21 protein-coding genes are annotated in these 24,282 nt (G+C 59.2%); 1 reads left to right on the top strand and 20 read right to left on the bottom strand.

The window, feature by feature from the left end:
- Nucleotides 1-201: 201 nt before the first annotated feature.
- The 18 genes from KBY02_RS23155 to KBY02_RS23070 all read right to left on the bottom strand — a co-directional run bounded on the left by KBY02_RS23155 (nt 202) and on the right by KBY02_RS23070 (nt 20,063).
- Entirely contained in the window at nt 202-2,592 is a 2,391-nt protein-coding gene (locus tag KBY02_RS23155) for an efflux RND transporter permease subunit (protein WP_122319650.1), read from the bottom strand.
- Nucleotides 2,593-2,618: 26 nt separating this feature from the next.
- Nucleotides 2,619-3,665: a WD40/YVTN/BNR-like repeat-containing protein gene (locus tag KBY02_RS23150; protein ID WP_225650785.1), complete on the bottom strand. Its 1,047-nt coding sequence runs from the start codon at nt 3,663-3,665 to the stop codon at nt 2,619-2,621.
- Nucleotides 3,666-3,898: 233 nt separating this feature from the next.
- Nucleotides 3,899-5,254 carry a DUF1329 domain-containing protein gene (locus KBY02_RS23145; RefSeq protein ID WP_011267182.1) on the bottom strand — a complete coding sequence of 452 codons (1,356 nt, stop codon included), beginning with the start codon at nt 5,252-5,254 and terminating at the stop codon, nt 3,899-3,901.
- A gap of 516 nt (nt 5,255-5,770) precedes the next feature.
- Complete coding sequence (locus KBY02_RS23140) at nt 5,771-6,928, bottom strand: glutathionylspermidine synthase family protein (protein ID WP_003406507.1); 1,158 nt, start codon at nt 6,926-6,928, stop codon at nt 5,771-5,773.
- 11 nt (nt 6,929-6,939) lie between these two features.
- Nucleotides 6,940-7,686, bottom strand: coding sequence for a DUF1190 domain-containing protein (locus tag KBY02_RS23135; RefSeq protein WP_011267181.1), 747 nt, complete (start codon nt 7,684-7,686; stop codon nt 6,940-6,942).
- Nucleotides 7,687-7,713: 27 nt separating this feature from the next.
- Nucleotides 7,714-8,139 carry a DUF350 domain-containing protein gene (locus tag KBY02_RS23130; protein WP_011267180.1) on the bottom strand — a complete coding sequence of 142 codons (426 nt, stop codon included), beginning with the start codon at nt 8,137-8,139 and terminating at the stop codon, nt 7,714-7,716.
- Between the two features lie 13 nt (nt 8,140-8,152).
- Nucleotides 8,153-8,818 (bottom strand): DUF2491 family protein, encoded by a 666-nt coding sequence (locus tag KBY02_RS23125; protein ID WP_003406502.1) that lies wholly within the window; start codon nt 8,816-8,818, stop codon nt 8,153-8,155.
- 84 nt (nt 8,819-8,902) lie between these two features.
- Nucleotides 8,903-9,457 (bottom strand): rhomboid family intramembrane serine protease, encoded by a 555-nt coding sequence (locus KBY02_RS23120; protein WP_003406500.1) that lies wholly within the window; start codon nt 9,455-9,457, stop codon nt 8,903-8,905.
- A gap of 30 nt (nt 9,458-9,487) precedes the next feature.
- Nucleotides 9,488-10,195: a PspA/IM30 family protein gene (locus tag KBY02_RS23115; protein ID WP_003406498.1), complete on the bottom strand. Its 708-nt coding sequence runs from the start codon at nt 10,193-10,195 to the stop codon at nt 9,488-9,490.
- Between the two features lie 26 nt (nt 10,196-10,221).
- Nucleotides 10,222-10,875 (bottom strand): YjfI family protein, encoded by a 654-nt coding sequence (locus KBY02_RS23110; protein ID WP_003346660.1) that lies wholly within the window; start codon nt 10,873-10,875, stop codon nt 10,222-10,224.
- A gap of 331 nt (nt 10,876-11,206) precedes the next feature.
- On the bottom strand, nt 11,207-11,968 hold the full coding sequence (locus KBY02_RS23105; protein WP_225650784.1) for a hypothetical protein: 762 nt from the start codon (nt 11,966-11,968) through the stop codon (nt 11,207-11,209).
- A 360-nt stretch (nt 11,969-12,328) separates the two neighbouring features.
- The gene (gene pepN / locus KBY02_RS23100; RefSeq protein ID WP_032657417.1) at nt 12,329-14,995 is read right to left on the bottom strand and encodes an aminopeptidase N; all 2,667 of its coding nucleotides are present in this window, start codon (nt 14,993-14,995) and stop codon (nt 12,329-12,331) included.
- 12 nt (nt 14,996-15,007) lie between these two features.
- Nucleotides 15,008-15,841 (bottom strand): DUF2797 domain-containing protein, encoded by an 834-nt coding sequence (locus KBY02_RS23095; protein ID WP_024651739.1) that lies wholly within the window; start codon nt 15,839-15,841, stop codon nt 15,008-15,010.
- A complete protein-coding gene (locus KBY02_RS23090) occupies nt 15,838-16,098 on the bottom strand; it encodes a YeaC family protein (RefSeq protein WP_002554502.1) in 261 nt (86 codons plus the stop codon). The genes KBY02_RS23095 and KBY02_RS23090 overlap by 4 nt, the downstream gene beginning before the upstream one ends.
- A gap of 28 nt (nt 16,099-16,126) precedes the next feature.
- A complete protein-coding gene (locus KBY02_RS23085) occupies nt 16,127-16,999 on the bottom strand; it encodes a rhomboid family intramembrane serine protease (protein WP_003406491.1) in 873 nt (290 codons plus the stop codon).
- Between the two features lie 2 nt (nt 17,000-17,001).
- The gene (locus KBY02_RS23080; protein ID WP_116894083.1) at nt 17,002-17,967 is read right to left on the bottom strand and encodes a metallophosphoesterase; all 966 of its coding nucleotides are present in this window, start codon (nt 17,965-17,967) and stop codon (nt 17,002-17,004) included.
- A complete protein-coding gene (locus tag KBY02_RS23075) occupies nt 17,967-18,857 on the bottom strand; it encodes an NAD(+) kinase (protein ID WP_003409651.1) in 891 nt (296 codons plus the stop codon). Before KBY02_RS23075 ends, KBY02_RS23080 begins: the two co-directional genes overlap by 1 nt.
- Nucleotides 18,858-18,998: 141 nt before the next feature.
- Complete coding sequence (locus KBY02_RS23070; RefSeq protein WP_011267175.1) at nt 18,999-20,063, bottom strand: GGDEF domain-containing protein; 1,065 nt, start codon at nt 20,061-20,063, stop codon at nt 18,999-19,001.
- Between the two features lie 371 nt (nt 20,064-20,434).
- Between KBY02_RS23070 and KBY02_RS23065 the strand changes: the two genes are divergently transcribed.
- Nucleotides 20,435-21,418 (top strand): DUF1853 family protein, encoded by a 984-nt coding sequence (locus KBY02_RS23065; RefSeq protein WP_011267174.1) that lies wholly within the window; start codon nt 20,435-20,437, stop codon nt 21,416-21,418.
- On the opposite strand, the gene KBY02_RS23060 is transcribed toward KBY02_RS23065, so the two are convergent.
- Both KBY02_RS23060 and KBY02_RS23055 read right to left on the bottom strand, forming a co-directional pair.
- Nucleotides 21,384-22,664, bottom strand: coding sequence for an arsenic transporter (locus KBY02_RS23060; RefSeq protein WP_003409646.1), 1,281 nt, complete (start codon nt 22,662-22,664; stop codon nt 21,384-21,386). The genes KBY02_RS23065 and KBY02_RS23060 overlap by 35 nt on opposite strands.
- Nucleotides 22,664-23,872, bottom strand: a complete 1,209-nt coding sequence (locus tag KBY02_RS23055; protein WP_011267172.1) for an MFS transporter — start codon at nt 23,870-23,872, stop codon at nt 22,664-22,666. Before KBY02_RS23055 ends, KBY02_RS23060 begins: the two co-directional genes overlap by 1 nt.
- Nucleotides 23,873-24,282 lie beyond the last annotated feature (410 nt).

Below are 24,282 nucleotides of genomic sequence, written 5' to 3'. Positions count from 1 at the left end.
GGCGTCTCATAAAAACCTTAACTCTATCACCCTAAAAACTCTATTTTTCGCCCTTTTTTTCACCCCCTTGTCCCCCTTTTCCAGTGCAAGGCAACCTTGACCCGACACAAGCCGTTCAGCAAAGCAACCGCGCGCTGCGAAACGTTCAGCACAGAGCGAAGACACGTCACCAAGAAGAGGATGGATAACCTCATGTGTGTCTCAATGTGAAAACAACGAATTCCCCACCTTCCCCGCCATCTTCTCCGGCCTGATCAGAAACCGCGCCAGCGCAGGCAGCAGCCACAGTGCGCCGAACATGTTCCACAGCAGCATGAAGGTCAGCATCAGGCCCATGTCGGCCTGGAACTTGATCGCCGAGAAGATCCAGGTGCACACACCGATGGCCAGACACAGGCCAGTGAACAGCACGGCCTTGCCGGTGGATTTGAGGGTTTCGTAATAGGCTTCCTGCAATGGCAGTCCGGCGCGCAGGAAACTCTCGAGACGGCTGTAAATGTAGATGCCGTAATCGACGCCGATGCCAACGCCCAGCGCCACCACCGGCAGGGTCGCGACCTTGACACCGATGCCTATGAAGGCCATCAGGGCGTTGCCCAGCACCGAGGTCAGCACCAGCGGCAGGACGATGCACAGCGTGGCGGCCCATGAGCGGAAGGTGATCATGCACATCGCGGCCACGCAGAGGTAGACCAGCAGCAGAATAACCCACTCGGACTGCTTGATCACTTCGTTGGTCGCGGCCTCGATGCCGGCGTTGCCGGCGGCCAGCAGAAATTGCCGGTCCGGCGTATCGTTCTGTCTGGCGAAGTCCTGCACTGCATGCACCGCCCGGTGGAGGGTTTCGGCTTTATGGTCGTTGAGGAACACCAGCAGCGGCGCCAGCGAACAATCGGTGTTGTACAGGCCGTCGGCGCGGGCGATGGAGTTGTTCAGCACGTCTTTGTTACGCGACAGACTCTCCCATTTCAGGTTGCCCTCGTTCATGCCCTTGATCATCTGTCTCGACACCGTGACCAGGGAAATGGCCGACTGCACGCCCTGGGTGTTCTCCATCTTCCAGGCCAGCTCGTTGATCGCTGACATTGTCGAATACGCCGAGCAACCCTCGGGGCCTGTCTTGACCATGACCACCAGCACATCGGAACTGGTCGAGTAATGGTTGATGATGAACGCGTTGTCCCTGTTGTAACGCGAGTCGGGGCGCAGTTCGGGCGCGCCCTGATCCAGGTCGCCGATCTTCAGGTTCTGGCTGTACCAAAGCCCCCCTCCGAAGGCCAGCAGCGCCAGCACAATCGACACCGGCGCGACTCTGGCGCTGGCAAAGTTCGCCAGCAATCGCCAGAAAGGATGCTCGGAGACCGCATCCTGCTTGCTGCGGCTCACTGCCTTTTTGCTGATGCCCACGTAGGAAATCGCCACCGGCAGCAGGATCAGGTTGGTGAACACGATCACCGCCACACCAATGGAAGCGCCGATGGCCAGCTCGCGGATCACCCCGATGTCGATAATCAGCAGCGTGATAAAGCCCACCGCATCGGCCAGAATCGCAATCATGCCGGGCAGAAACAGCTGACGAAACGTCCGCCGCGCAGCGGTCAGGGCGTTGTCGGCCTCGCTGGATTGCAGGGCAATACCGTTGATTTTCTGCACACCGTGAGAGATGCCGATGGCGAAAATCAGAAACGGCACCAGCATCGAATACGGGTCGATACCGAAGCCGACCACATGCATCAGCCCCAATTGCCAGATCACCGCGATCAGCGTGGTGCTCAGTACTGCCACCGTGCTGCGGATACACCGGGTGAACCAGATCAGCAGCACCAGCGTGATCAGAAAGGCGATGCCAAAGAACATCACCACCATGAACAGACCGTCGATCAGGTCGCCGACCTTCTTGGCGAAGCCGACGATGTGAATCCTGATGTCGGGGTTTTGCGCCTGATACTTGTCGCGGATCTTTTCTTCGAGCTGGTGGGAGAATTGCTGATAGTCCAGCGCCAGTAATTTGCCCTGGTCTGCCGGGTCCGGGTAGGACTCCTGCAGCGGAACATCAATGATGCTCGACCTGAAATCATTGGCGACCAGGCGCCCGACCTGTCCGGACTTGAGCACGTTGTTGCGCAACTGGTCCAGACTGGCCTCCGAGCCGTCGTAGCTCTGCGGGATCACCTCGCCTCCCGCAAAGCCCTCTTCCGTCACTTCGGTCCAGCGCACGCTGGGGCTCCACAGCGACTTGAGCCCGGAGCGGTCCACGCCGGGGACGTAAAACACTTCGTCGCTGATCTGGCGCAGGGTCTCCATGTACTCCTTGGAGAAGATGTCGCCGTCCACCGCTTCGACCGATATGCGCACCGTGTTACCAAGGTTCGCCAGATCGTTACGATGCTTGAGCATGTTCTGAACGAACGGATGAGACAGCGGGATCATCTTCTCGAAACTGGTGGAAGGCCGCACCTGCGTGGCCTGCCAGAACAGAAACAGGCTGGCCAGCAGGCAGAGGAGAATCACTGCCGGGCGATGGTTGAAAATCAGGCGTTCAAGGAAGGTTGCTTTTTCATCCGGATCTTGCGCGTGCTGGTGCGTGCTCATGCCTGAATATCCCGCCCTGAAAGGTCTTATTGTTGGGTCGTATCGGCGCTCGTCGACGAGGTGAGGCGAACGCCGCCCTGTCCTACCAGAATCAGATTGCCCTGAGAATTGCCGGTAACCCCGGCCAGCGAGATGCGATCAGGTCGATTGAAGACCGCGAATGTTTCCCCGTCATCGGTGCTGCGCATGACACTGCCGCCATTGCCGACCAGCACCAGCGAGCCATCGGCCAGCAGCGTAGCGCTGGCCAGGCCGAACTCGAGCGGCCCGCGCGCGCCCTTCAGTTCGATCGGCTGCCAGCTGTCACCAAAATCGCTGGAGCGAAACAGATTGCCGCGCAGACCATAGGCCAGCAACGTGGACGGCTGAGCCGTGCCGATCACGCCGAATAACGAGCCTTGATACAGGCCGTCGATTTTCTCCCAGGTCTGCCCCTCGTCGCGGGAGCGAAACATGCTGCCCGCTTCGCCGACAATGAACAGGCCGGCATCCTTTACCTGAGCAATGCCGTTCAGGTGGTATTGATCCTCGTTGTCCAGCCGGTCGCTGACATCTTCCCAGTGCTGCCCGCCATCGGCCGTGCTCAGCAGCAGGCCGTAGGCACCGATGGCCAGGCCGTTGTCGAGGTCCTTGAACCAGACATCCAGCAGCGGAGCCTCGCGCTTCAAGTCCTCGAACTGCTTGTTCCAGCTCTTGCCCCCATCGCTGCTGGCCAGTACCTGCGCGTCGTGACCGACCGCCCAGCCATGCTGTTCATCCACAAAAAATACGGCCGTCAACAACTGCCGGGTAGGCACGCGGGCCTGACTCCAGGTCTTGCCCTGATCATCGGAAAGCAGAATATGCCCATGGTCACCCACCACGACCAGCCGCGCCCCCGCATGGGCGACGTCCAGCAACAACGTGCGAGAGGCTTTGGCCGACTCGATGGCGTAAACAGGCGTATCTGCAGCGGCGGCAGGGGCTGGCGCCTCGGAACCGGCCATGGCTGGCAGCGCAAACACGGATGACGCAACGGCAGCCAGAAACATGCCCGCGCATAACCGGGTGCGACGATGGAAAGACTCACGCATGGACTTTTCCGCTCTTATTATTATCAGGTGGCTGTTATCGGGTGCGGGTGCCGGATAACTCATATCGATGTCGACGCCCGCAGCGCTATGGCGTTACCTGTCTGGAAGCTCGGCCATCCTAGGCAGCTTTGCAAATGCCTGACAATCGACATGTCGTTATCTTTTGTTAAGCGTGCTGAATGTGATTGATGAAACATAACGACGGTTGATCGGACAGATTGACCAGACGCCGGTCAGCGAATGCTCCTGCGCCGCAAGGCCGCTGGTTTGAAGGCGTTCACGCTGGGTACCGGCTGAGAGAAGTCACTGGTGCCAGGCTCCTGATTGTCGAGGTTCTGCACGTGATAACGCCGCGCCTGCAAGTCATGGAAAACGTCCAGTGCGGACCAGGTGGTCGGCAGTTCGTAATAGTTCTTCAGGTACGCCATGGAGACGCGCCACAACTGCCCCCGAGCGTCGTACTGATCGACGATTGCAGCCTGCCAACTGTCCTCGTCCAGGTACAGCGTGCGTCTTGAATAGACATGACGCGCGGTCGGTTTGAGCGTGCCCTCCACCACCCATACGCGATGCAGCTCATGGCGCGTATAGGCCGGGTTAAGATGCCCTACCTGCAATAATTGGCGATAGGTAATGTCAGGACTGGAAATCCGGTAGTTGTTGTAGGGAATATAGACCTCGCGTTTGCCCAGTAACCTCCAGTCGTAACGATCCGGCGAGCCATTGAACATGTCGGTGTCGTCGGCCGTGCGCAAGCCTTCAGAGGCCGGGATCGGCATGTCGTAAGCCAGACTCGGCGCGCGGCGTACCCGACGCTGCCGCGCACTGTAGGTCCACGCCTGCCGCGGCTCCTGGATCTGGTCCAGTGTTTCGTGGACCAGCACGGCAGAACCGGCCATGCGCGTCGGGCACTGGATAAACGACAGGTAATAGAACAGCACGTTATCCAGACTGGCAAAGCTGCCCGCAGGATCATAGAAACGAAACAGCACTTCCTGACGCGAAGTGTTCAGTTTGAAACTGCCGTCGCGCTGTATGGCAACTTCCGAAGTACGTCGCACCGCATAATGGCCGCGATACCGTGCAATGTGGTTCCACACGGCCTGAATGCCCTTTTCCGGAAGCGGAAATGGAATGCCGCCGTAGGCATCGACAAAACCGTTGCCGCCGCCGATCAACCGGGCTTTCTGCGCATTGCGGCGGGTGTTGTCGTAGACCCATTGCGGCGCCGATCCGGAACGTCGCGTGGGGTATACCGGCATCCGGTAGCTGTCGGGGTAGGTGTCGAACATCGCTACCTGCCCAGGCGTCAGGCGCGTGCGGTAGTGCTGCATATTGGCGTGAGTAATGGTGAACAGGGGTTTGTCAGCGGAATACGGATCGACATGCCGAGTGCCCGAGCCTTTGTACCCGGGCGGGGGCCGGGTGATTCCGCCTGTCCAGGGTGGAATGGTCCCCGTGGCATTACCTGCCATCTCGCCTCCCAGTGGGGTCAAACGACTCCCGAGCAACGTGGCATCCACTGCCTGGCAGGTGTCGATCGCGAACAGCAGCGTCAGCGCGCCGCCCAGCCGAAGTTTCATGAGCATGTGGGCTCTCCTTGCATGGCCACGTCGGGACGCGTGTCTGGCGTCCAGGCCGGGAATAGTTCCGTGTAAACGGCAGGTTGTAAGGGCGACACGGTTATTGACGTTCGGCCAATAACCGTTTGTTTAACAGGCAAACCGAATTGCCCACGTATTCTTACCGCGAACAGGTTATCTATCGGGAATATGTCTGTAGGAAACTTCACAGAACAAGAAGAATCGACAACGCGCTGTTAAACACCAATGAAGCAGGCACCCGGAATAGCCCACAGTAATGCAACGTGAATGCCAACAGGCGATAAAGAACAGATCACACCTTATATAAGGTACAGATCTGAAACGTCGTGCCCCCGCGTTATGACCAGGATTAAAAACAACAACATCGTCTGTTTGATTGTCAGACAGCACACTCATAAAACCACTTATTATCGCTGCTTGATGGCGGGTATATGAACGTGTGGTAACAACAAGAGTGTTACTTGCTTCAAGCCAGTAACACCGGGTGATGACAGGCAGGGCTCAGTCGATGACGACGTGTGGCAGGAAGCGGCTGGTGTCCTTGGTGATCAGGCTGTCGTCTTCACGAATGCCGATCCCGGACGCAAGATCGCCGATGACCCAGGAGCCGATCAGCGTGTAGCTGTCGCCGAATCGCGGAAGCGGCGAGTACGCCTGCAGAATGTAGGGCGCATCGGTGTAGGGCCCATCGACCGAGATCACCTGATCGCCAGGCGTGCGCATTTCGATATTGGCGCCCTCACGGGAAAAGTACGGTTTGCGTACCCAGCCTTTGGGGACCGCTTTGTTCGCGTCCTGGTCGACATGCGCGGGCAGCAGGTTCGGATGGCCTTCGTTGAACTGCCACAACAACGGCAGAATACCCTTGTTGCTGAGAATCGCCTTCCACGCCGGTTCGACAAACTGAGTGCCGCTCGCTGACACGTGCTGACCGAATTCCTCGTGAAAGATATGCTCCCACGCGTGCAGCTTGAACAAGCGCTCGATCCAGCGCCCGTCCAGATCGACAAAACGCCCGTCAGCGCCGAGCCCGATGTCTTCGATATCGATATGCCTCGCATCGATGCCGACGTGTGCCGCCATACGCCGCAGAAAATCGGTGGTGCCCCGGTCTTCGATGGAACCGGACATCGCCGAGAAGTAGAACGGAGTCGTGCCGGGAAACTCGGCAAAGGCCCGAACCAGATCCTCGGCAATCGAGTTGAACTGGGTGGCATGCGCAGGCAGCACGCCGCGCGCCATCTGCTCTTCCAGCCAGAGCAGTTGCACCGCCCCGGCTTCCATCAGACTGGTCGGCGTATCGGCATTGATTTCGTACATCTTTGCCGGGCCCGTGCCGTCGTAGGCAAAATCGAAGCGTCCGTACAGATGCGGATGTCCCTCCTTCCATGAGCTCTGGATCAGGTCGAAGAACGCTTCCGGGATCGCCAGTTGATGGAGCAGCGCTTCGCTGTCCACCACTCGCGCCACGGCATCCATGCACATCTGGTGAAGCTCCTGGGTGGGCGCTTCAAGATCGCGGGTAATCTGCTGTTCGCTGAACAGGTAATACCCGCGCTCGTCCCAGTAACGCTCGCCATCGATGGTGTGAAAGTTGAACCCTTCACGCTCGGCGGTGGTGCGCCAGTCCGGACGTTCCTCGATGCTGATCTTTTTCATGCCGCGAACCGTCAGCCTCCGAAACTGCTGCTGCCACTGCTGCTCTTGCCGCCCCAGCCACTGCGTGCCGAGGCCTGGCTGCCGAAGCCGCCGCGCGAGATGGTCGATGACACCGAAGACGAGCCGGAACCCGAGCTGCCCAGGTTGCGCCCCAGGGTGCTCTTGCCGTAGCTGCGATCCGGGCTGGATTGCGCCTGGGTCGAGCGCCCGAAGGTCTTGCCGCGATCGATCTGACTCGGCAGGGACGAGCTGTAATAACCGCCCCGGTCATCGCGCGTCTGGTAAATGGGCTGCGAGTAATAGCGGTTATTGCCGAAGCCGTTGCTGAGCAGATTGCCGATCAGCAGGCCGGCCATCAGGCCGGTGGTGCCGCTCATGCCCGACGGAGCAGACTGGGTGACTTCCTGATTGGCGCGGTCCAGCGCCTCTTTCGGCACTTGCCCGGAAAAGCCCAGTTCGAAGCCGCCGAGTTTAGGCATGTACTTGCCGTCAGAGGTGACCTGGCAATAATCCGGGACGAAGTCCGCGTCGCAGGACGCCTTGTCATCATAGGTCGGCGCAATGCGGCGATGGTCGGACAGCGCCTGCATGTAGGCATCCGAACAGATATTCACCGGCACCTTGGCATCGACGCATTCCTGCACCGAACTGAAGTTGGCCTTGGCGTTGACGGTGTCCTTTTTCTCGGACGGACCGCAACCGGCAAGGGCCAGCGGCAGCGCACCGGCGAGTACCAGTTTTACTGAACTACGTCTCATCGTGAGTCTCCTTGTTCAAGGCTGCCGTCAGACCGACGGGGTCATGCAGGCCGCGTTGAGAAGACCGACGCTGATCGCGACGCTGGCCGAATAGATGGCCGCCGCCATTTCACCCTTGGCGATACGCGTCGACAGGCCCTTGAGCACCAGGCTGGTAGCGCCGAACGCCAGCAGTTGCACGACGGCGGCGATCACTGCCCAGACGACCACGTCCAGAATGCTGATGCTGTAGCTGATAATGTTACTGGCCGGCAGCGCGAAACCGATCAGCGAGCCACCGAGGGCAACTGCCGCTGCGCTGTTATTCTCGCGAATCAGCGCAAATTCCTTGTGCGGCGTGATCCGGCTGTAGATGAACTGGAACAGCGCGAACAGAATCGCCGCCACCAGGATGTACATGACGAAGCCGAATACAGCAGTGGCATTGAGCGACATACGCAGCGCGTCGATCATGAGGATTTCCTTGTCAAAGAACGTTGATATCAGTGGATTGCAGCGTTATGCCGACCGCCGTGGTGAGCGTGATGCTGCCCTCCTCGTCTTCCTCTACGGAAAACAGCAGAAACTCACGGCGGTTGATCAGTCCTGTTTCGCGGGCGTACAGCATGCTCAGGTGCTTGACACGATAAGTCGCGTCAGGACTGACGATGTTTTCATCGAGTGGCGTCAGCTCGGTCTGGCCGGGTGAAGTCCCCCATTGCCGCTCGAAGACCTCGCCATCGTGCTCGTAGGTCGGCAGGCCGATCTTCGACGACGGGCCGGTCAGGCGCAGCAACTCATCCTTGCTGGTGATCGGCTCGGCGCCGTAGTAGCCGAACAGGATGATGTCCTGTACGTCTTCCGGGTTGGGGCCAGTGCTGACCACTTGCAGAAAATAGTCCTCGTTATCGAGGTAGAAACGATGCAGCGCCATGGACTGGCCGAGATCGATATGCCCCACGGACCAGACCTTTTCATCGCCCGGAACGACCACTTCCGAGTGACCGTCGAGCAACAGTTTCAGCGAACTGTCCAGGCACAGCATCCGTCCGGAGGCCAGCCCCAGCGGACTGACCGTGCTGACCGGTTGTGTGCCGTCCCGGCCTGATGCCTTGGGGGCTTCCAGGCCCATGGCCCGTTTGAACCAACTCATAATCCGTTTCCTTGCAGTGACGGGTGACGATATATAACGCTCTTCAAGCGCAACAGGCGCACTGCCTGCAAGCGCGAGACTGACTCATTTCTGCGCCAGCAATGCCCTGGAATGCATCAGCCAGGCCACACAAACGCCTGCAAGTGCACCCGCGATATGTGATTCGAACGACACACCGGCCACCGGAACGAAGCCGAACACCAGCCCGCTATAAGCGGCCAGCACCAGCAGCGCGATCAGCACACTGGCGATACTGCGCTGATACCACGCCCGCGCCAGCAGATAAGCCCACAAACCAAAAATCAGACCACTTGCGCCGACATGAATATTGCTGCGACCGAAGCTCCAGACCAGCAGTCCGCCCAGCAGGCAAACCAGCCCGGCGACCCATGCATAACGCCTGACACCCTCGGTCGCCACCAGCCAGCTCAGCACAATGAACGGCAACAGATTGCTGAGCAAGTGCTGAATCGACCCGTGCAAAAAGGGGGCAAACACAATGCCGCGCAACCCGGTGAGGCTGCGCGGCATGATACCGAACTGCAGCAGACTGTTGCTGGTCATCGAGTTGAATGCCTGTACCGCAATCAACACGGCCGACAGGACGAGGATGACCTTGAGTCGTCGGGAAAACGCCATGCACCACCCTCGCCTGCCTTGTTGCAGCGCTTACTGAGCCGGCGTCTGACTTTTGGCTTTCAGGCGCGCCAGTACATCTTGCGCACCGCCGCTTTTAGCACCGATTCCGGCATCCTGCAGACGACGCTCCAGATCGCTGCCGCTGGACTGGGTGGCCAGTTCTTCAGCTGCTTCGAGCTTGGCGTCCTGTTCATCCTGGCGCTGCTTGAGACGTGCCAGCGAGCCGACTGCGGTTTCGACGGCGCCACTGGCACCACCGGTTGCAGTAGCCGTTGCAACGCGGGCCTTTTGCACGGTTTCACGGGCCTTGGCCATCTCGACCTGCTGCTTGAGGCTCTTGATTCGCGATTCGGCCTTGATCACCTGATCCTGCAGCAGGTTGACCTGCTTGCTGAACTGGTCGGCCAGTTCCTGCTCCTGATCACGCAGGGCTTCGATTTCGGCGATCTTGTTCGCGCATTCTACGGCCAGGGCTTCTTCACCCTTGTTCAGGGCCTGCATGGCGCGGCCTTCCCAGTTGGCAATGCTGGTAGCGTGCTCTTCAAGACGCTGTGCCGAAAGTTTGTGCTTGGCCTTGATGGTGATCAGCCCGTCGCGGGCCTTGACCAGCGCGTTCTCGGCGTCGCGGATTTCCTGGTCCAGAATGCGGATGGCATTGGCGTCGGCAATCGACTCGCCCACTTCGGAAGCGCCGCCACGAACAGCGGTCACCAGTTTTTTCCAGATACTTGTAGTCATGAATGTTCTCCGCCTGACAGCGCTGTTCAGTAGATGAAATGATCTTCAAAAGCATCGGCCGCACGGATCACGTTGTCCGCGAGGGTGAGAATTTCCTGCACCACGACCGTGAGCGACGATGCCGCGCTCAATGCGCCGAACAGGCAGTAGACTTCCTGACCGCCGCCCAGCTTTTCGATGCCGACCGACGACAGCGGAAACAGGTCGCGGCTGCGCAGGACAACGTCGTTGAACGCTTGCACGTTCTTGATCTTGTTCACTTCGATCAAGGTCGCGTCGGCGAGAATCTGCTCGCCTTCTACGGCGATGTAGATCGGCAGGTCGCCGTAGTCAGCCATGGTCAGCCTGATCCCCGAGGCATCGCCCTCGGTCACGTCGAGCTCGATCTTGCCGTTCGTCACCAGTTCCAGTTCGCTGAGTGCCTTCTGCAGAGAGCTGATGGTCCAGTGGGTATTCTCGGTCATGAAGTCCTCCAGTTTTATTCTGTCGCCCAAAAAGGGCTGTCTTAAGGCTTTTTCGATACCCCGCAGGGCATCGACATTTTCCGGCCGGATCCAGAATTCGCGCTTCACCAGCCCCGCCTCCTTGAGCCGCAGGCGCATTTCACGCATGTAATCGGTGGAACTCTTGGAAACCTTGGCCGGGACCGCTGCGTTATCGCCCTGGGTTTTACGAGGCATTGGCGCTTCCCCTTGCTGCTGGCCGTGAATCAGGTAAGCAACGTAGCAGATGTTTCTGAAGATAGATATGCATCACATGTGAGATTTTTTATAGGAAGGACCGTCCTTTTTGAATAGCACTACGCCGCAGCACTCTGTACGTGCTGATTGATCGCGAGGAGGTAAAGCCCTGACCGTGCAACTGCTGACCGCAGGCACCCGTATTGGCAACTTATTTCAGCGCCAACGTCATTTGAAAACGCCCGAGCGGGCGGAAGGTTCGAACAAGGTTAGAGACAGGAAGGCGGGGAAGAAAAGACCTTCCTGTCGATGGTGTGACCCAGCCTGGTCGTTAACGGACTTGGGGTATCCAGTCGTTGATAGCGGCATTCTTATTGTGAACCTGCATACCTACCGATTCGCCACGAATAAGAAATGCCTCGGCCCCCATAAGCGAGACGATATTATTCTTGAACGTGTTCAGTGCCTGCTGCCTCTCGTTGATGGAAGTGTTGGCTTTATCAAGAAAACCGCCGAGGTACATTTCAATATTACTCACGTACATTCCGGATACGCCATGCGGGGCCAGCCCGGCCAACTCTGTTGCGCTGTCACTGGCCATATCTGCCTGGACGATGCTGACGCCTCCGCGATGCAGGCGCTGCTTTAACGAGTCGAATGACAGATGCTCCTGATTGCGTTGTATCAATAGTTCAAGATGATCTGCATAGCCGGACTTATGCTGGCGTTTCACCTCTCTCAACCATGCCTCTTGACTGCCAGATGATTGAGCAATTGCGAGGACTGATTGCACGCCGGCAAGGTGTGCCTTATCCAGGTCGGCGACAATAACATTACCGTGCCCTTGCCCCATTGCAGCAAGGACTGCCATTGAGTTTGCTACGGATATAACGTCGCCCTGGAACGTCGCGTTGCTTAGAAGGCAAGGAATCTGATTGGCGGCCTTGGTACCCACATAATCAGTGACCTTTGTGGTGTTGGCCCTTACATTTAAATTATCATGCAAACCATACGATTTTACGCCCTCAGAACCTTCATAGGATGCGGAACTTTGAACATTATATGACGACGATCCGGTATTGATCCTGAACACTTTTCACCTTATTTAAAGTCAGTTTAACGGGAGTGAGCGAAAGTACTTTTTCCGCACCAGGCACCGCTGAAAACAGACCTCCGTGATCTTGATTACTTTCAAGACAGGACGGCCTCTACAGCGCTGCCAACACTGTGTGGCCTTGTCCCGAAGACGGTTCCATTACCTAAATTTCATCTAAAAAGACTTATTTTTTGTCCATGAGCCATAAGAACTTTAGCGAGTGCTGAATAAGGCGTGATGCGCGGATAGCAGACAATCGCCCCCCCCATCAACGGGACGCAAAAAAGGCGCTGTCCGCATCAGCAGACAGCGCCTTTATCACCCATGCAGTTCAGGCAATAGGCACAGCACAAACCCTCATTCAGCCAGGCTTTTGCTCACCACTTCATACACGTCCGCCGACAGTTTTCCGGAGGCGAGGATGCGTTCCAGCTCGGCTTTCATCCGCGCCTGACGGGCGCTGTCGTATTTGCGCCAGCGGGTCAGTGGTGCCAATTGACGAGAAGCGATCTGCGGGTTCAGCGCGTTCAGCTCGATCACCAGGTCTGCCAGGAAGCGATAGCCGGAGCCATCTGCCGCATGGAAGTTGACCAGGTTCTGCCCGGCAAAGGCACCGATCAAGGCACGCACCTTGTTCGGATTCTTGATGCTGAAGGCTGGGTGCTTCATGAGTTCCTGAACACGCTGCAGGCCGCCCGGCAACGTGCTCGCCGCCTGAACGCTGAACCACTGATCCATGACCAGCGCATTGCTCTTGAAGTTCTCGGCAAACACGTCAAGCGCCTTGTCGCGCTCGGCAGTGAACGGCGAATTGACCAGCACGGCCAGCGCGGTGAGGCGCTCGGTCATGTTGTCGCTGGTGTCGAACTGGTCGATAGTGGCTGCCAGTACCTCCGGCTTGCCGCTGAGCATCAGGTACGACAGCGCGATGTTCTGCAGGGCACGACGGGCGAAGTGCGCGGCTTCGGCCACATAAGGCGTGACCTTCGACACTTCGCGGTTGGCCTGATAGCGCGCCAGCAGCCCATCGAACAGCCCCTCTGCGAGCTGCTGACGGGCAAATTCGCGAGCGGCGTGAATCGCATCGACATCGGCCACTTCGCTGATTTCGGTCAGATAAGCCTCGCCCGGCAACGACAGCATTTCTGCGACCATCGCCTGATCCAGGCCATCATCCGCCAGCACGGTGCCCAGCGCAGTGATCAGGCGCTGATCCATGAGCAGCGCCTGGCCTTGCTGATGCTGGCCGATCAGTTCCTGTAACACCTGAACCGACAGTTGCTGGCCCGCATCCCAACGGTTGAAGCCGTCGCTGTCGTGCTGCATCAGGAACATCAACTGATCGCGGTCGTACGGGAAGCTCAGCTTGACCGGTGCCGAGAAGCCACGCAGCAAGGACGGCAGTGGCTTTTCAGCGACATCGACAAAGGTGAACGTCTGCTCGGCCTCAGTCACCGAAAGCACCCGCGTGCTGCCGGTTGCGGCGGTTTCGTTGGCCAGACGCAGGGCGATCTCGCCACCTTTGCTGTCAAGCAAGCCCAGCTCGACCGGAATCACGAAAGGCTGTTTCTGATCACCAGGCTGGCCCGGTGTGGTCGGGCAGCTCTGGCGGAAGGTCAGGCTGTAGGTCTTGGCCGCAGCGTCGTACGACTCGCTGACCGCCAGACGCGGCGTGCCCGCCTGACTGTACCAGCGCTTGAACTGAGTCAGATCGACGCCATTGGCGTCTTCCATGGCCTTGATGAAGTCATCGCAGGTCACGGCCTGGCCGTCGTGGCGCTCGAAATACAGATCGCTGCCCTTGCGGAAGCCTTCAGCCCCCAGCAGGGTGTGAAGCATGCCGACCACTTCCGAGCCCTTTTCGTACACGGTCAGGGTGTAGAAGTTGGAGATTTCGATAAAGCTGTCCGGGCGCACAGCGTGAGCCATCGGCCCCGCATCTTCGGCGAACTGGTGAGTACGCAGATAGGCAACGTCCTGGATACGCTTGACCGTGGCCGAGTTCATGTCGGCCGAGAAACCGGCGTCGCGGTACACCGTGAAGCCTTCCTTGAGCGACAGCTGGAACCAGTCACGGCAGGTCACGCGGTTGCCCGACCAGTTGTGGAAGTATTCGTGGGCGACGATCGCTTCGACACGCTGGTGTGCGGCATCGGTCGCCGTCTCGGCACGCGCCAGCACGGCACTGGAGTTGAAGATGTTGAGGCCCTTGTTTTCCATCGCCCCCATGTTGAAGTCGTTGACCGCGACAATCATGAAGATGTCCAGGTCGTACTCGCGACCGTAGGTCTCTTCGTCCCAGCGCATGGACTTCTTCAGGCTGGTCATGGCGTGCTGGCACTTGTCGATGTTTTCCGGCTCGACGTAGATACGCAGGGTCACGTTCCGCTCATTCATAGTGGTGAACGTGTCTTCGATACACCACAGATCGCCGGCCACCAGCGCAAACAGGTAGGCCGGTTTCATGAACGGATCTTCCCACGTCGCCCAGTGCCGGCCATCCTCTTCTTCGCCGCTGGCCACCGGGTTGCCGTTAGACAGCAGGATCGGGAAGCCCTGCTTGTCGGCGCTGACGGTGGTGGTGAACTTGCTCATCACGTCAGGACGGTCGAGGTAATAGGTGATCTTGCGGAAGCCTTCGGCCTCGCACTGGGTGCAGAACATGCCGCTGGACTTGTACAGCCCTTCCAGTGCGGTGTTGGATTCCGGATGGATGCGCACGGTGCTGTCGACCGTAAAGCTGTCAGCCTGCGGGTGCAGGGTCAGGTGGTCGTCGGTCAGCTGATAATCGGCAGCGCCAAGCTCCACATCGCTCAGCTTGACCGAGATCAGTTCCAGATTCTGGCCGTCGAGCACCAGCGCTGGCAGGCCTGCGCCACGCTCTGGGTTGCGGCGCATGACCAGCTGCGCGTGGACCAGCGAGTGGTCGTCGAACAGTTCGAAGGTCAGGTTCGTCTCATCGATGAGGTACTCGGGAGCCTGGTAATCCTTCAGGTAGATCATTTTCGGTTGTTCGGTGCGCATGCTGGAATCCTTCTACTGATGCACGGCCAACTGATAGGCCGTGTACTTGCGAATATTGATCACGCCCGTGTCGAAAATCAGGTATTGGCCCTTGATCCCCAGCAGCGTGCCTTCGGCAATCGGGTTCTTGTCCAGATTGAAGCTGACAATCTTGGTCGGATACGCCTCGACCGGGTAACGAAACTCGACAGGCTCGGCGTCATGTAGCAATTGGATGGCCTGCAGGCCGAATCGTTCTTGCAATCCCAACAGCCCTGCGCCGCAACTGTCGAACAGCTCCCGGCGAATGGCCTTGAGGTCAACGGGTTGAGCGTCGCCCTTGAGCAAGGCACGCCAGTTGGTACGATCGGCCACCTGGCTGCGCAGCAGATCTTCGACGAAGCCGGACTGCTGACGGGTTGCCACGCGCAGGATCGGCAGTGCCTGGCTTGCGCCCTGGTCCAGCCAGCGGGTCGGCAACTGCGTGGAGCGGGTAATGCCGACCTTCACGCCTGATGAGTTGGCCAGGTAGACGATGTGATCGGTCATGCAGAACTGCTCGCCCCACGCCGGATCACGGCAGGTGCCCTGATCGTGATGGCATTTCTCCGGGCTCATGATGCACAGGTCGCACTGCGCCAGCTTGAGCATGCACGGGTAGCAGTAACCCTGGCTGTAACTGGACTTGGTCTTGCGCCCGCAATGACTGCAATGAATGGCGCCGAGAAACTCCAGACGCAGCGTCTTGCCGATCAGCGGGTTGACCGCGATCTCGGTGTCGCCCAGGCGAAAAGCGTATTGCACACACGACGTGTCATCCTGACGCGCCGACATTTTGTTGACTGCTCCGCGACCAATTTCGATCAATGAATTGCATCCGATTTGAACAGGATATTGGGCACCGGGGCCGATTTGGAGGCGCATTCCTGCGGCCCCATGTAGCCGGTGCGCTGGTCTTCCGGCAGGTTCTGCACTTCCCAGGCGATCAGCGCCTGCAGGGACAGCTCACGTTGTTCCTGAGTGAGCTTGCGACCGTCGGACCATTTGCCGATTTCCACAGCCAGTTTCAGGCTCTCGTAGATATCCGGGGTGATGTTTTCGATCATTTCTATAAAAGACGACATGGCGCACTCCAGAAAATAGCGGGTAATTCTAGGCCTTGCGGCGCGCAATCGCACCACCCAGCAGCCCGGTGACACAACCGATGATCAGCCCGCCGACATGCGCACCGTTGGCGATTTCGCCGAAGCCGAGCATGCTCACCAGACCGGACAGGCACAGCGCCAGCCAGACCAGCATCATGATCAACACGCCGCGCGGCAGGCGGTAGACCGGGTTGGGCGCCAGCATCTGGAAAATCCAGCAATGCCCGAGCAGGCCATACAGCACGCCGGACAGTCCGCCAAACAGGCTTGGGCCGCTGAACAGGTATTGCACGTAATTTGAAACCGACGAGAACAGCAGGGTCAGCAACAGCAGCGACAGGCTGCCCTGACGAATTTCAATCCGCCGCCCCAGCTCCCAGAACCACATGCCATTCATGGCCAGGTGCAGGATGCCGAAGTGGATCAGCATGGGCGAGATGATCCGCCACCACTGCCCGGACGCCAGGTTTTCGGACAACGGCAGAAACGTTGCGTACTCGCCATTGATGCGGAAATCCTGAAAGGTCAGCCAGCGGACGGCTTCGAGGTTATCGCCCAGCAGCGTCAGCCCCGCCACCAGCAAGGTGACCAGCAACACCAGGGCCGTCACCGGACTGCTGCGTAACTGCTCGATAAGGCCGGGCGGCTTGTAGGTGGCGCTTCCGCTGTCCTGCGCCAGTTGAACGTGCTCGTCGCCTTCGGGAAAGCGCGTGTACAACTCGCGCACTTCTTCGACCAGTCGCGGCGCGTCCGGCACCCACAGGACTTGCTCGCCAGCCTCTTCACTGACCCGGTGAGGAATCTGCAAGCGCAGCAACAGCCTGACAAAACCGCTCAGGTCGGTGGTCAGCGGCAAACGCAGGACAGCTACAGGACTCATTATCAAACCTCGGGACGCTGCACGTCGACCCAGACGAATTTGTCCGGATCGATCTGTGTTTCCTGGTCAAGCCGATAGGCGACCAGTTTGCCGTAGAGCACGGCGCTGTAATCCAGACAGGCCAGGTTCGGCCGGATAGGCGCAGGGATGCCGCTGCGCCAGTAATGACCGACAAACAGCAGCGGCTCATCGATGCCATACCGCAGCAAGGCGTTCTTTTCCGACGTGGTCAATGGCGTCTTGGCAACCCCTTCGGGCAAGGCGTCCGGCTGAAAGACCACGTCGCCGTAAGTCTGCGGATCATCCTCCCAGAACTTGGTGCGGAAGAATTCGCGGGTCAGGCCATCACCGCCAGTCAGGGTCAGGCCGTGCGGCAGGCGCATGTCGGTGCCACGCAGCAGACGATTGAAGACATTGCTGGCGAAGCTGCCGGGCACTGCCGATGCCTGGACGAAATGCTTGTCGATACACCCCGTACCATGCAGGCCACGCAGCGGATCGATCAGGGTCGCATCCCAGCAGGCGTGCACCACCCTGAAGCGACCGGCATCGAGGTACAGCGGTAACTCGTAGAACCAGTTGACGAACTCGCTCCACTCATCCGGATATTGCTCGAACTGCGCCAGGGTATCGCCGATCAGCCGCGCATGACGCGGGGTGTGCTCGCGCACGAACTGATGACCGCTTTCGGACAGGGCCGGTGTCACCCAGCCCAGCGCGTTGAACTCATGGTTGCCCATGATGCACAACGCCTGACCGGCCTGGACCATGTCGCGCACGATGTGCAGCGATTCGCGGATACGCGGGCCGCGGTCGATGATGTCGCCGAGGAAAATGACGATGCGCTCGGGATGGCGCCACACGCCAGCCTGCAGACGGTAACCGAGAAGCTCCAGCAAGTGCTCGAGGGTATGGGCACACCCGTGCACGTCACCGATCAGATCATAGCCACGCGCCGGATCGAGCATTAATCGCCCCCGCCGCCGAGCTTGCTGCCCCAGCCGAGCTTGGTGCGGCAGACCTCGTAATAGTTGTGATCCAGCGGATGGATCAGACGCAGTTTCTGCGGTTTCTTGCTGACCGTAATGGTGTCACCCGGCGCGCAGGTGAAGTGATTCTGGCCGTCGCACGACACTTGCGGGTAAATGGTCATGTCCTTGGACACCACGATTTTCAGCTCGCTGTTGCCGTCGACCACGATGGGCCGCCCGGACAAGGTATGCGGGTACATCGGCACGATGACGATGGCATCGAGCTTGGGGTGCATGATCGGCCCGCCTGCCGACAGCGCGTAGGCGGTCGAACCGGTTGGCGTGGCGACGATCAGGCCGTCGGCCTTCTGACTGCACACGAACTGACCGTCGATGTAGATCTCGAACTCGATCATGCGCGTGGACTTGCCGGGGTGCAGCACCACGTCGTTGAGCGCATCGCCCTGACCGATGGCCTCGCCGTGGCGACGCACTTCGGCCTGGAGCAGAAAGCGGTTTTCCACCAGGTAATGCCCGTCGAGCACTTCGGCGCATTTGACCTCCAGCTCGTCGGGGCGGATGTCGGTCAGAAAGCCCAGGCTGCCACGGTTGATGCCCAGCACCGGAACGTTATGCCGGGCCAGTGCCCGCGCCGCGCCCAGCAGACTGCCGTCGCCACCGACCACAATGACCATGTCGCAGACCTCGCCGAGCATCTTGCGCGATGAGGTCTGCAGGCCATGACCGGGCAGGACCTCGGCGATCGTCTCTTCGAGAATGACGTGCAGGTGGCGGTCCAGCAGGAATCTCTTGAGTCGGCGAACGGTCTCGAGCACCTGAACACTGCCCAGGCGACCGATGATGCCGATATTGCGAAATTGCTCCATGAGGCTCCTGCTGCGGGTTCGATACGACTTTAAAAACGTGATTATGGGCGAAAGGGCCTGACAGCAGCAAACCGGGGTTTAAAAAGGGTTTCGCGGACCTTACAACAGGGTACGGGCGGCGCGATGAAGTCCGATGGCCGCCTATCGTGTCAGGGCGCGGGTTTTGTCGCATTCCACACTCCCGTGCGCCTGCTGGCCGCCTATCTGCGCACCTCGCCAGAATGCCCGGTCCTTGCCGCCCCGCTTGGCCTTATACAAATTGATGTCGGCGGTCTTGAGCACTGCCGAGCTGTCCGCTGCCGCAGGGATGTCGGCCAGCCCGGCACTGCAGGTCAGCGGGCTGACAGCGAGGGATTTTCTGATGCACTCCAACAGGTCCAGCACATAATCCCGAGCGTCGTCTTCACTGCACATTGGCAGGATCACGCCGAACTCCTCTCCGCCCATGCGTCCGAAGGCGAGACTGCCCACGGTCTTTTGCAGGCAGCCAGCCATCACCCGAAGCGCCTGATCACCGGCGTCGTGGCCGAATTGATCATTGATGGTTTTGAAGTCATCAATGTCGAGCATCAGAAAATAACCCGCGGAGTTATTCAGCACATGATTATCCAGTGCCTGCATCAGTGCCCGGCGATTCAATATAGCGGTCAGGTCATCGGTCATCGACAATTCGCGAAACTGATGTTCCAGACTCAATACCGTACGAAGTGTGCGCGTGTAAGTATGATTCAGCACACTGCCCAGACTGACCGACGTGATAAAGAACAGTGTCATGAACAGCGTCGCGACACTGTCGGTATCGACCCCCTGAGCGGGAGAGAGAATACACCAGGCGAGTACCGCCACCAGCAGATAATCCCGGGTATACACCACTAACAATGTCGAACACAGAATAATCATTACGGCGACCGAGAGTGACCAGTTGATGTCCGTCGCGGTGCGTAAATGGCCCGCCCTTGAAAAGCACAGTGCCACAATGATCACGAAGGCCATGCCCATACATCGCCAGACTCTGAAGTCGACCGCGCGGCATTGCCAGGCGCACGCGCCCAGCAGGCCAAGGGTCAGTAGCACTTCCAGCAGACCGAATTGCAGATACGGCGTAACCGACAGAACAACCAGCCAACAAACGATGGCAATACATTGCACGCGTGCAATGGCGGGTGAGAGCAGTTGTTTTATCCGGGTCTGCATGTCACCGTTCATAGAAAACTCCAGGCATCCGATTTGCCGAGTCGAATATCCGCCGCATGAAGACCACCTATATAAAGCAGCCCACGAGTCGACCGACTGATTGAATGACATTCACCACACGGTGACCACCATTGAGACACACCGGCCAATGAACATCCTTGACTGGCGCCTGAACTGTTTGACGCCAACAATATACTGGATATGAATGACAGTTTGCACAAAGAGAAGGCGCCTGATAATTCTCAATAACCTTTTTATATTCGATGATCATCCTGTCGCACATCGTACGTCATACGTTGTCGTCGAAAGCAAAAACACCGGCGTGCATATGCTGTTTGCGCAACACGCTGTTTGTCGGCGGCGACTCACGCTATCCTCGACACATGACTCTATTCCCCGACCTGATCGATCTCCCCCGCCAATTGCGGCATTCCGAAGTGCGCGACCTTGCCTGGGTGATCCTCGCGCCGCCCATGCTTGAAACCGCGCCCTGGCCGCAGCGCCATCCACTGGCGGGCAGCGACTGGGTAAAAGCGCCACAGCAACTGGCGGACTTTCTCTGGCAACTGGACCGCGACAGCCGCCCGCTCGAAGACTGGCTGGCGCAGGCAACCACACGAAGACTGGGCCGCTATTACGAACGGCTCTGGCAATTCGCCCTGCAGCATGCGCCGGGGGTGGAAATAATCGCCGCCAACCTGCCGATCAGGCTTGGCAGCCAGACCCTGGGCGAGCTGGACATGCTGCTGCGCGATGGTGAAGGCGTGCACCACGTCGAACTGGCGATCAAGCTCTACCTGGGGCCGCAGGACGGCGATGGTAGCGACCCGGCGCACTGGCTGGGGCCTGGCTGTCAGGACCGGCTGGACCGCAAGCTGACGCATCTGAGCCAGCATCAGTTGCCGATGTCGGCACGCCCGGAAAGCCGGGCGACGCTGGCAGCGCTGGGGGTCGAAGCGTTCACTGCGCGGTTGTGGCTGGGCGGCTACCTGTTGTATCCGTGGCCAGGCTCATGCCAGTCCCCTGCCGGCGTTCATCCGCAGCACCTCAAGGGTCGCTGGCTACATCAACGTGACTGGAAGTCGTTCCTGGCGCAAAGCCAACCGGGACGTTGGCAGCCCCTGCCGCGCCATGCCTGGCTGGCGCCGGCACTCTATAACGAGGCATGGAGCGATCAACAGTTGCACGAATGGCTGAGTGAACTCGACCCGCTGGCCCCGGCGCAGCTATTGGTGCGCCTCAGGGAGAATGCCGAGGGCCACTGGGAAGAAGCCGAACGGCTGTTTCTGGTGTCGGACATGTGGCCGAACCTCGCCGATACCAGTCATCCGCTCAACTCAACCGCAATGCCAGCGCAGCCAGTGTGACCAGCAGGACAGGCACGGTCAGCACGATACCGACCTTGAAGTAGTAGCCCCAGCTGATAGTGATGCCCTTGCGCTGCAGCACATGCAGCCAGAGCAGCGTGGCCAGACTCCCGATGGGGGTGATTTTCGGGCCGAGGTCACTGCCGATCACGTTGGCGTAGATCATGGCTTCCTGGATCGCACCGCTGGCATGACTCGCGTCGATGGACAGCAGCCCGATGAGTACCGTGGGCATGTTGTTCATGATCGAAGACAGGAACGCGGTCATCACGCCGGTGCCCATCGCCGCGCCCCAGATGCCATAGCCCGCGAACCAGTCCAGCAGATTGGCCAGGTAATCGGTCAGCCCGGCGTTACGCAGGCCATAGACCACCAGGTACATACCCAGCGAAAAGACCACGATGTGCCACGGTGCTTCTTTCATCACCTTGCGCGTCTTGATCGTATGCCCTTTGGCGGCGATGCCCAGCAGCAACACTGCGCACACCGACGAGATCGCACTGATCGGGATGCCCAGCGGCTCAAGGGCAAAACAGCCCACCAGCAGAATCACCAGCACCGCCCAACCGGCCAGAAACGTGGCGCGGTCATGGATAACCGTTTCCGGCTTGTCCAGCTGCTCGGGCTCGAACTCGGCGGGAATATCCCGACGGAAGTACCACATCAGCACGGCCAGGGTGGCGGCGACACTGGCCAGATTCACCGGCACCATGACGGCTGCGTAACGGTTGAAACCGATCTTGAAGTAATCCGCCGACACGATGTTCACCAGGTTCGAGACCACCAGCGGCAGGCTGGCCGTATCGGCGATGAAACCGGCCGCCATGACGAACGCCAGCGTCGACGCAGGCGAGAAACGCAACGCCAGCATCATGGCAATGACGATCGGGGTGAGGATCAGCACCGCGCCATCGTTGGCGAACAAGGCGGACACCAGCGCACCGAACAGCACGAACAGGGCAAACAAACGGCGCCCGTTGCCCTTGCCCCAGCGCGCCACATGCAGCGCTGCCCAGGCGAAGAAACCGGCCTCATCGAGCAGCAGCGTGATGATGATCAGCGAAATGAACGTCGCCGTGGCATTCCAGATGATGCCCCACACCACAGCGATGTCACTGACGTGCACGACGCCTGTCAGCAACGCCAGAATTGCCCCCAATACGGCACTCCAGCCTACGCCAAGGCCCTTGGGTTGCCAGATGACCAGCGTGATGGTGAACAGGAAAATCAGCGTTGCTATCAGCATTATTTGGTCCGAGGCAGAAGAATCGCGAGGATACCGAGCAGCGGCAGGTACGAGCACAGCGTGTAGACGAACAGGATGCCGTGGCTGTCAGCCAGATAACCGAGCAAGGCAGCGCCAATGCCGCCGAAGCCGAACATCAGGCCGAAGAACAGCCCGGCGATCATGCCCACGTTGCCAGGCACCAGCTCCTGGGCGTAGACCACGATGGCGGAAAACGCCGAGGCCAGGACGAAGCCAATGATCACACTGAGTACGCTGGTCCAGAACAGATCCGCATAGGGCAGCGCCAGGGTGAACGGCGCGGCACCAAGAATCGAGAACCAGATCACCGCCTTGCGGCCAATGCGGTCACCGATCGGCCCGCCGAAAAAGGTCCCCGCCGCCACGGCGCCCAGAAACAGGAACAGGTGCAACTGCGAGCTGGCGACCGACAGGCCAAATTTCTCGATCAGGTAGAAGGTGAAATAGCTGGTCAGGCTGGTCATGTAGAAGAACTTGGAAAACACCAGGAATGCCAGCACTGCCAACGAGGCAATCACGCGTTTTCTGGACAGACCATGAGTGGCTGCCTGACCGGCCTTGAGCTTGAACAGGTTGAGGTGCGTGCGATACCAGCGGCTGATCGCATACAGCAGCCCCAGCGAGAACAACGCAAACAGGCCGATCCAGGCGACATTGCCCTGGCCGAACGGGATGATGATCGCCGCCGCCAGCAACGGTCCGAATGCCGTGCCTGTGTTGCCACCGACCTGAAAGGTCGATTGCGCGAGCCCGTAACGACCACCGGAGGCCAGCCGCGCGATACGCGAGGCTTCCGGGTGGAACGTTGACGAGCCGATGCCGATCAGCGCGGCGGCCAGCAGGATCAAGGGGAAGCTGCCGACCATCGACATCATGACGATGCCGATCAGCGTGCAGATCGATCCGACGGGCAGTACCAGCGGGTTAGGATGGCGGTCAGTGTAATAACCGACCCAGGGCTGCAGCAGCGAGGCCGTGATCTGAAATGTCAGGGTAATCAGGCCGATCTGGGTGAAACTCAGGTCGTAGCTGGCCTTGAGCATCGGGTAGATCGACGGGAGGATGGCTTGAATCAGGTCGTTGACCAGGTGCGCGAGGGCAACAGCACCGATGATGCGCATCACCAGCGGGCTGGCTTGAGGGGTGGTCGAGGCCTTCGCCGTCGCGGGCGGAGCACTGGTCGCCATGGTATTTATCCGTAAAAGGGTTCGCGGGCCGCCCGGTACGAATGATTACAAGATGTGTCACGCGTACCGGGGCGCGCCAATGTGCCATTTTTCGGGGCGACTGTGCCACGTTTTGTTGCATTTTTGCTGACGGAAATGCCTTTCGTGACGCTCTGCGTCACACGGCGGTTCTGCGACATCAGCTGGATTGAGGTTCGGCTCAGATTCTCGTTCCCACGCTCCGCGTGGTAATGCCTTTCGTGACGCTCTGCGTCACACAGCGGTTCTGCGACATCAGCTGGATTGGCGTTCGACTCAGATTCTCGTTCCCACGCTCTGGTGTGACCCCCGAAGGTTGGACAATTATCCACCTACGCTGCCTTGGCGGCCTGCATTCTGTATTCCACAGGACTCAGGCCGTTAAGCTTCAG

It is taken from the genome of Pseudomonas sp. P129, from assembly GCF_020312195.1.
Taxonomy (GTDB): Bacteria; Pseudomonadota; Gammaproteobacteria; order Pseudomonadales; family Pseudomonadaceae; genus Aquipseudomonas; species Aquipseudomonas fragariae.
This window is presented reverse-complemented; position numbering and strand designations above follow the sequence as displayed.

Bases quoted from the DNA above. Each gene is read 5' to 3' on its own strand.
- KBY02_RS23155 (WP_122319650.1), bottom strand. From the start codon at position 2,592: ATGAGCACGCACCAGCACGCGCAAGATCCGGATGAAAAAGCAACCTTC.
- KBY02_RS23150 (WP_225650785.1), bottom strand. From the start codon at position 3,665: ATGCGTGAGTCTTTCCATCGTCGCACCCGGTTATGCGCGGGCATGTTT.
- KBY02_RS23145 (WP_011267182.1), bottom strand. From the start codon at position 5,254: ATGCTCATGAAACTTCGGCTGGGCGGCGCGCTGACGCTGCTGTTCGCG.
- KBY02_RS23140 (WP_003406507.1), bottom strand. From the start codon at position 6,928: ATGAAAAAGATCAGCATCGAGGAACGTCCGGACTGGCGCACCACCGCC.
- KBY02_RS23135 (WP_011267181.1), bottom strand. From the start codon at position 7,686: ATGAGACGTAGTTCAGTAAAACTGGTACTCGCCGGTGCGCTGCCGCTG.
- KBY02_RS23130 (WP_011267180.1), bottom strand. From the start codon at position 8,139: ATGATCGACGCGCTGCGTATGTCGCTCAATGCCACTGCTGTATTCGGC.
- KBY02_RS23125 (WP_003406502.1), bottom strand. From the start codon at position 8,818: ATGAGTTGGTTCAAACGGGCCATGGGCCTGGAAGCCCCCAAGGCATCA.
- KBY02_RS23120 (WP_003406500.1), bottom strand. From the start codon at position 9,457: ATGGCGTTTTCCCGACGACTCAAGGTCATCCTCGTCCTGTCGGCCGTG.
- KBY02_RS23115 (WP_003406498.1), bottom strand. From the start codon at position 10,195: ATGACTACAAGTATCTGGAAAAAACTGGTGACCGCTGTTCGTGGCGGC.
- KBY02_RS23110 (WP_003346660.1), bottom strand. From the start codon at position 10,875: ATGCCTCGTAAAACCCAGGGCGATAACGCAGCGGTCCCGGCCAAGGTT.
- pepN (WP_032657417.1), bottom strand. From the start codon at position 14,995: ATGCGCACCGAACAACCGAAAATGATCTACCTGAAGGATTACCAGGCT.
- KBY02_RS23090 (WP_002554502.1), bottom strand. From the start codon at position 16,098: ATGTCGTCTTTTATAGAAATGATCGAAAACATCACCCCGGATATCTAC.
- KBY02_RS23085 (WP_003406491.1), bottom strand. From the start codon at position 16,999: ATGAGTCCTGTAGCTGTCCTGCGTTTGCCGCTGACCACCGACCTGAGC.
- KBY02_RS23080 (WP_116894083.1), bottom strand. From the start codon at position 17,967: ATGCTCGATCCGGCGCGTGGCTATGATCTGATCGGTGACGTGCACGGG.
- KBY02_RS23075 (WP_003409651.1), bottom strand. From the start codon at position 18,857: ATGGAGCAATTTCGCAATATCGGCATCATCGGTCGCCTGGGCAGTGTT.
- KBY02_RS23070 (WP_011267175.1), bottom strand. From the start codon at position 20,063: ATGAACGGTGACATGCAGACCCGGATAAAACAACTGCTCTCACCCGCC.
- KBY02_RS23065 (WP_011267174.1), top strand. From the start codon at position 20,435: ATGACTCTATTCCCCGACCTGATCGATCTCCCCCGCCAATTGCGGCAT.
- KBY02_RS23060 (WP_003409646.1), bottom strand. From the start codon at position 22,664: ATGCTGATAGCAACGCTGATTTTCCTGTTCACCATCACGCTGGTCATC.
- KBY02_RS23055 (WP_011267172.1), bottom strand. From the start codon at position 23,872: ATGGCGACCAGTGCTCCGCCCGCGACGGCGAAGGCCTCGACCACCCCT.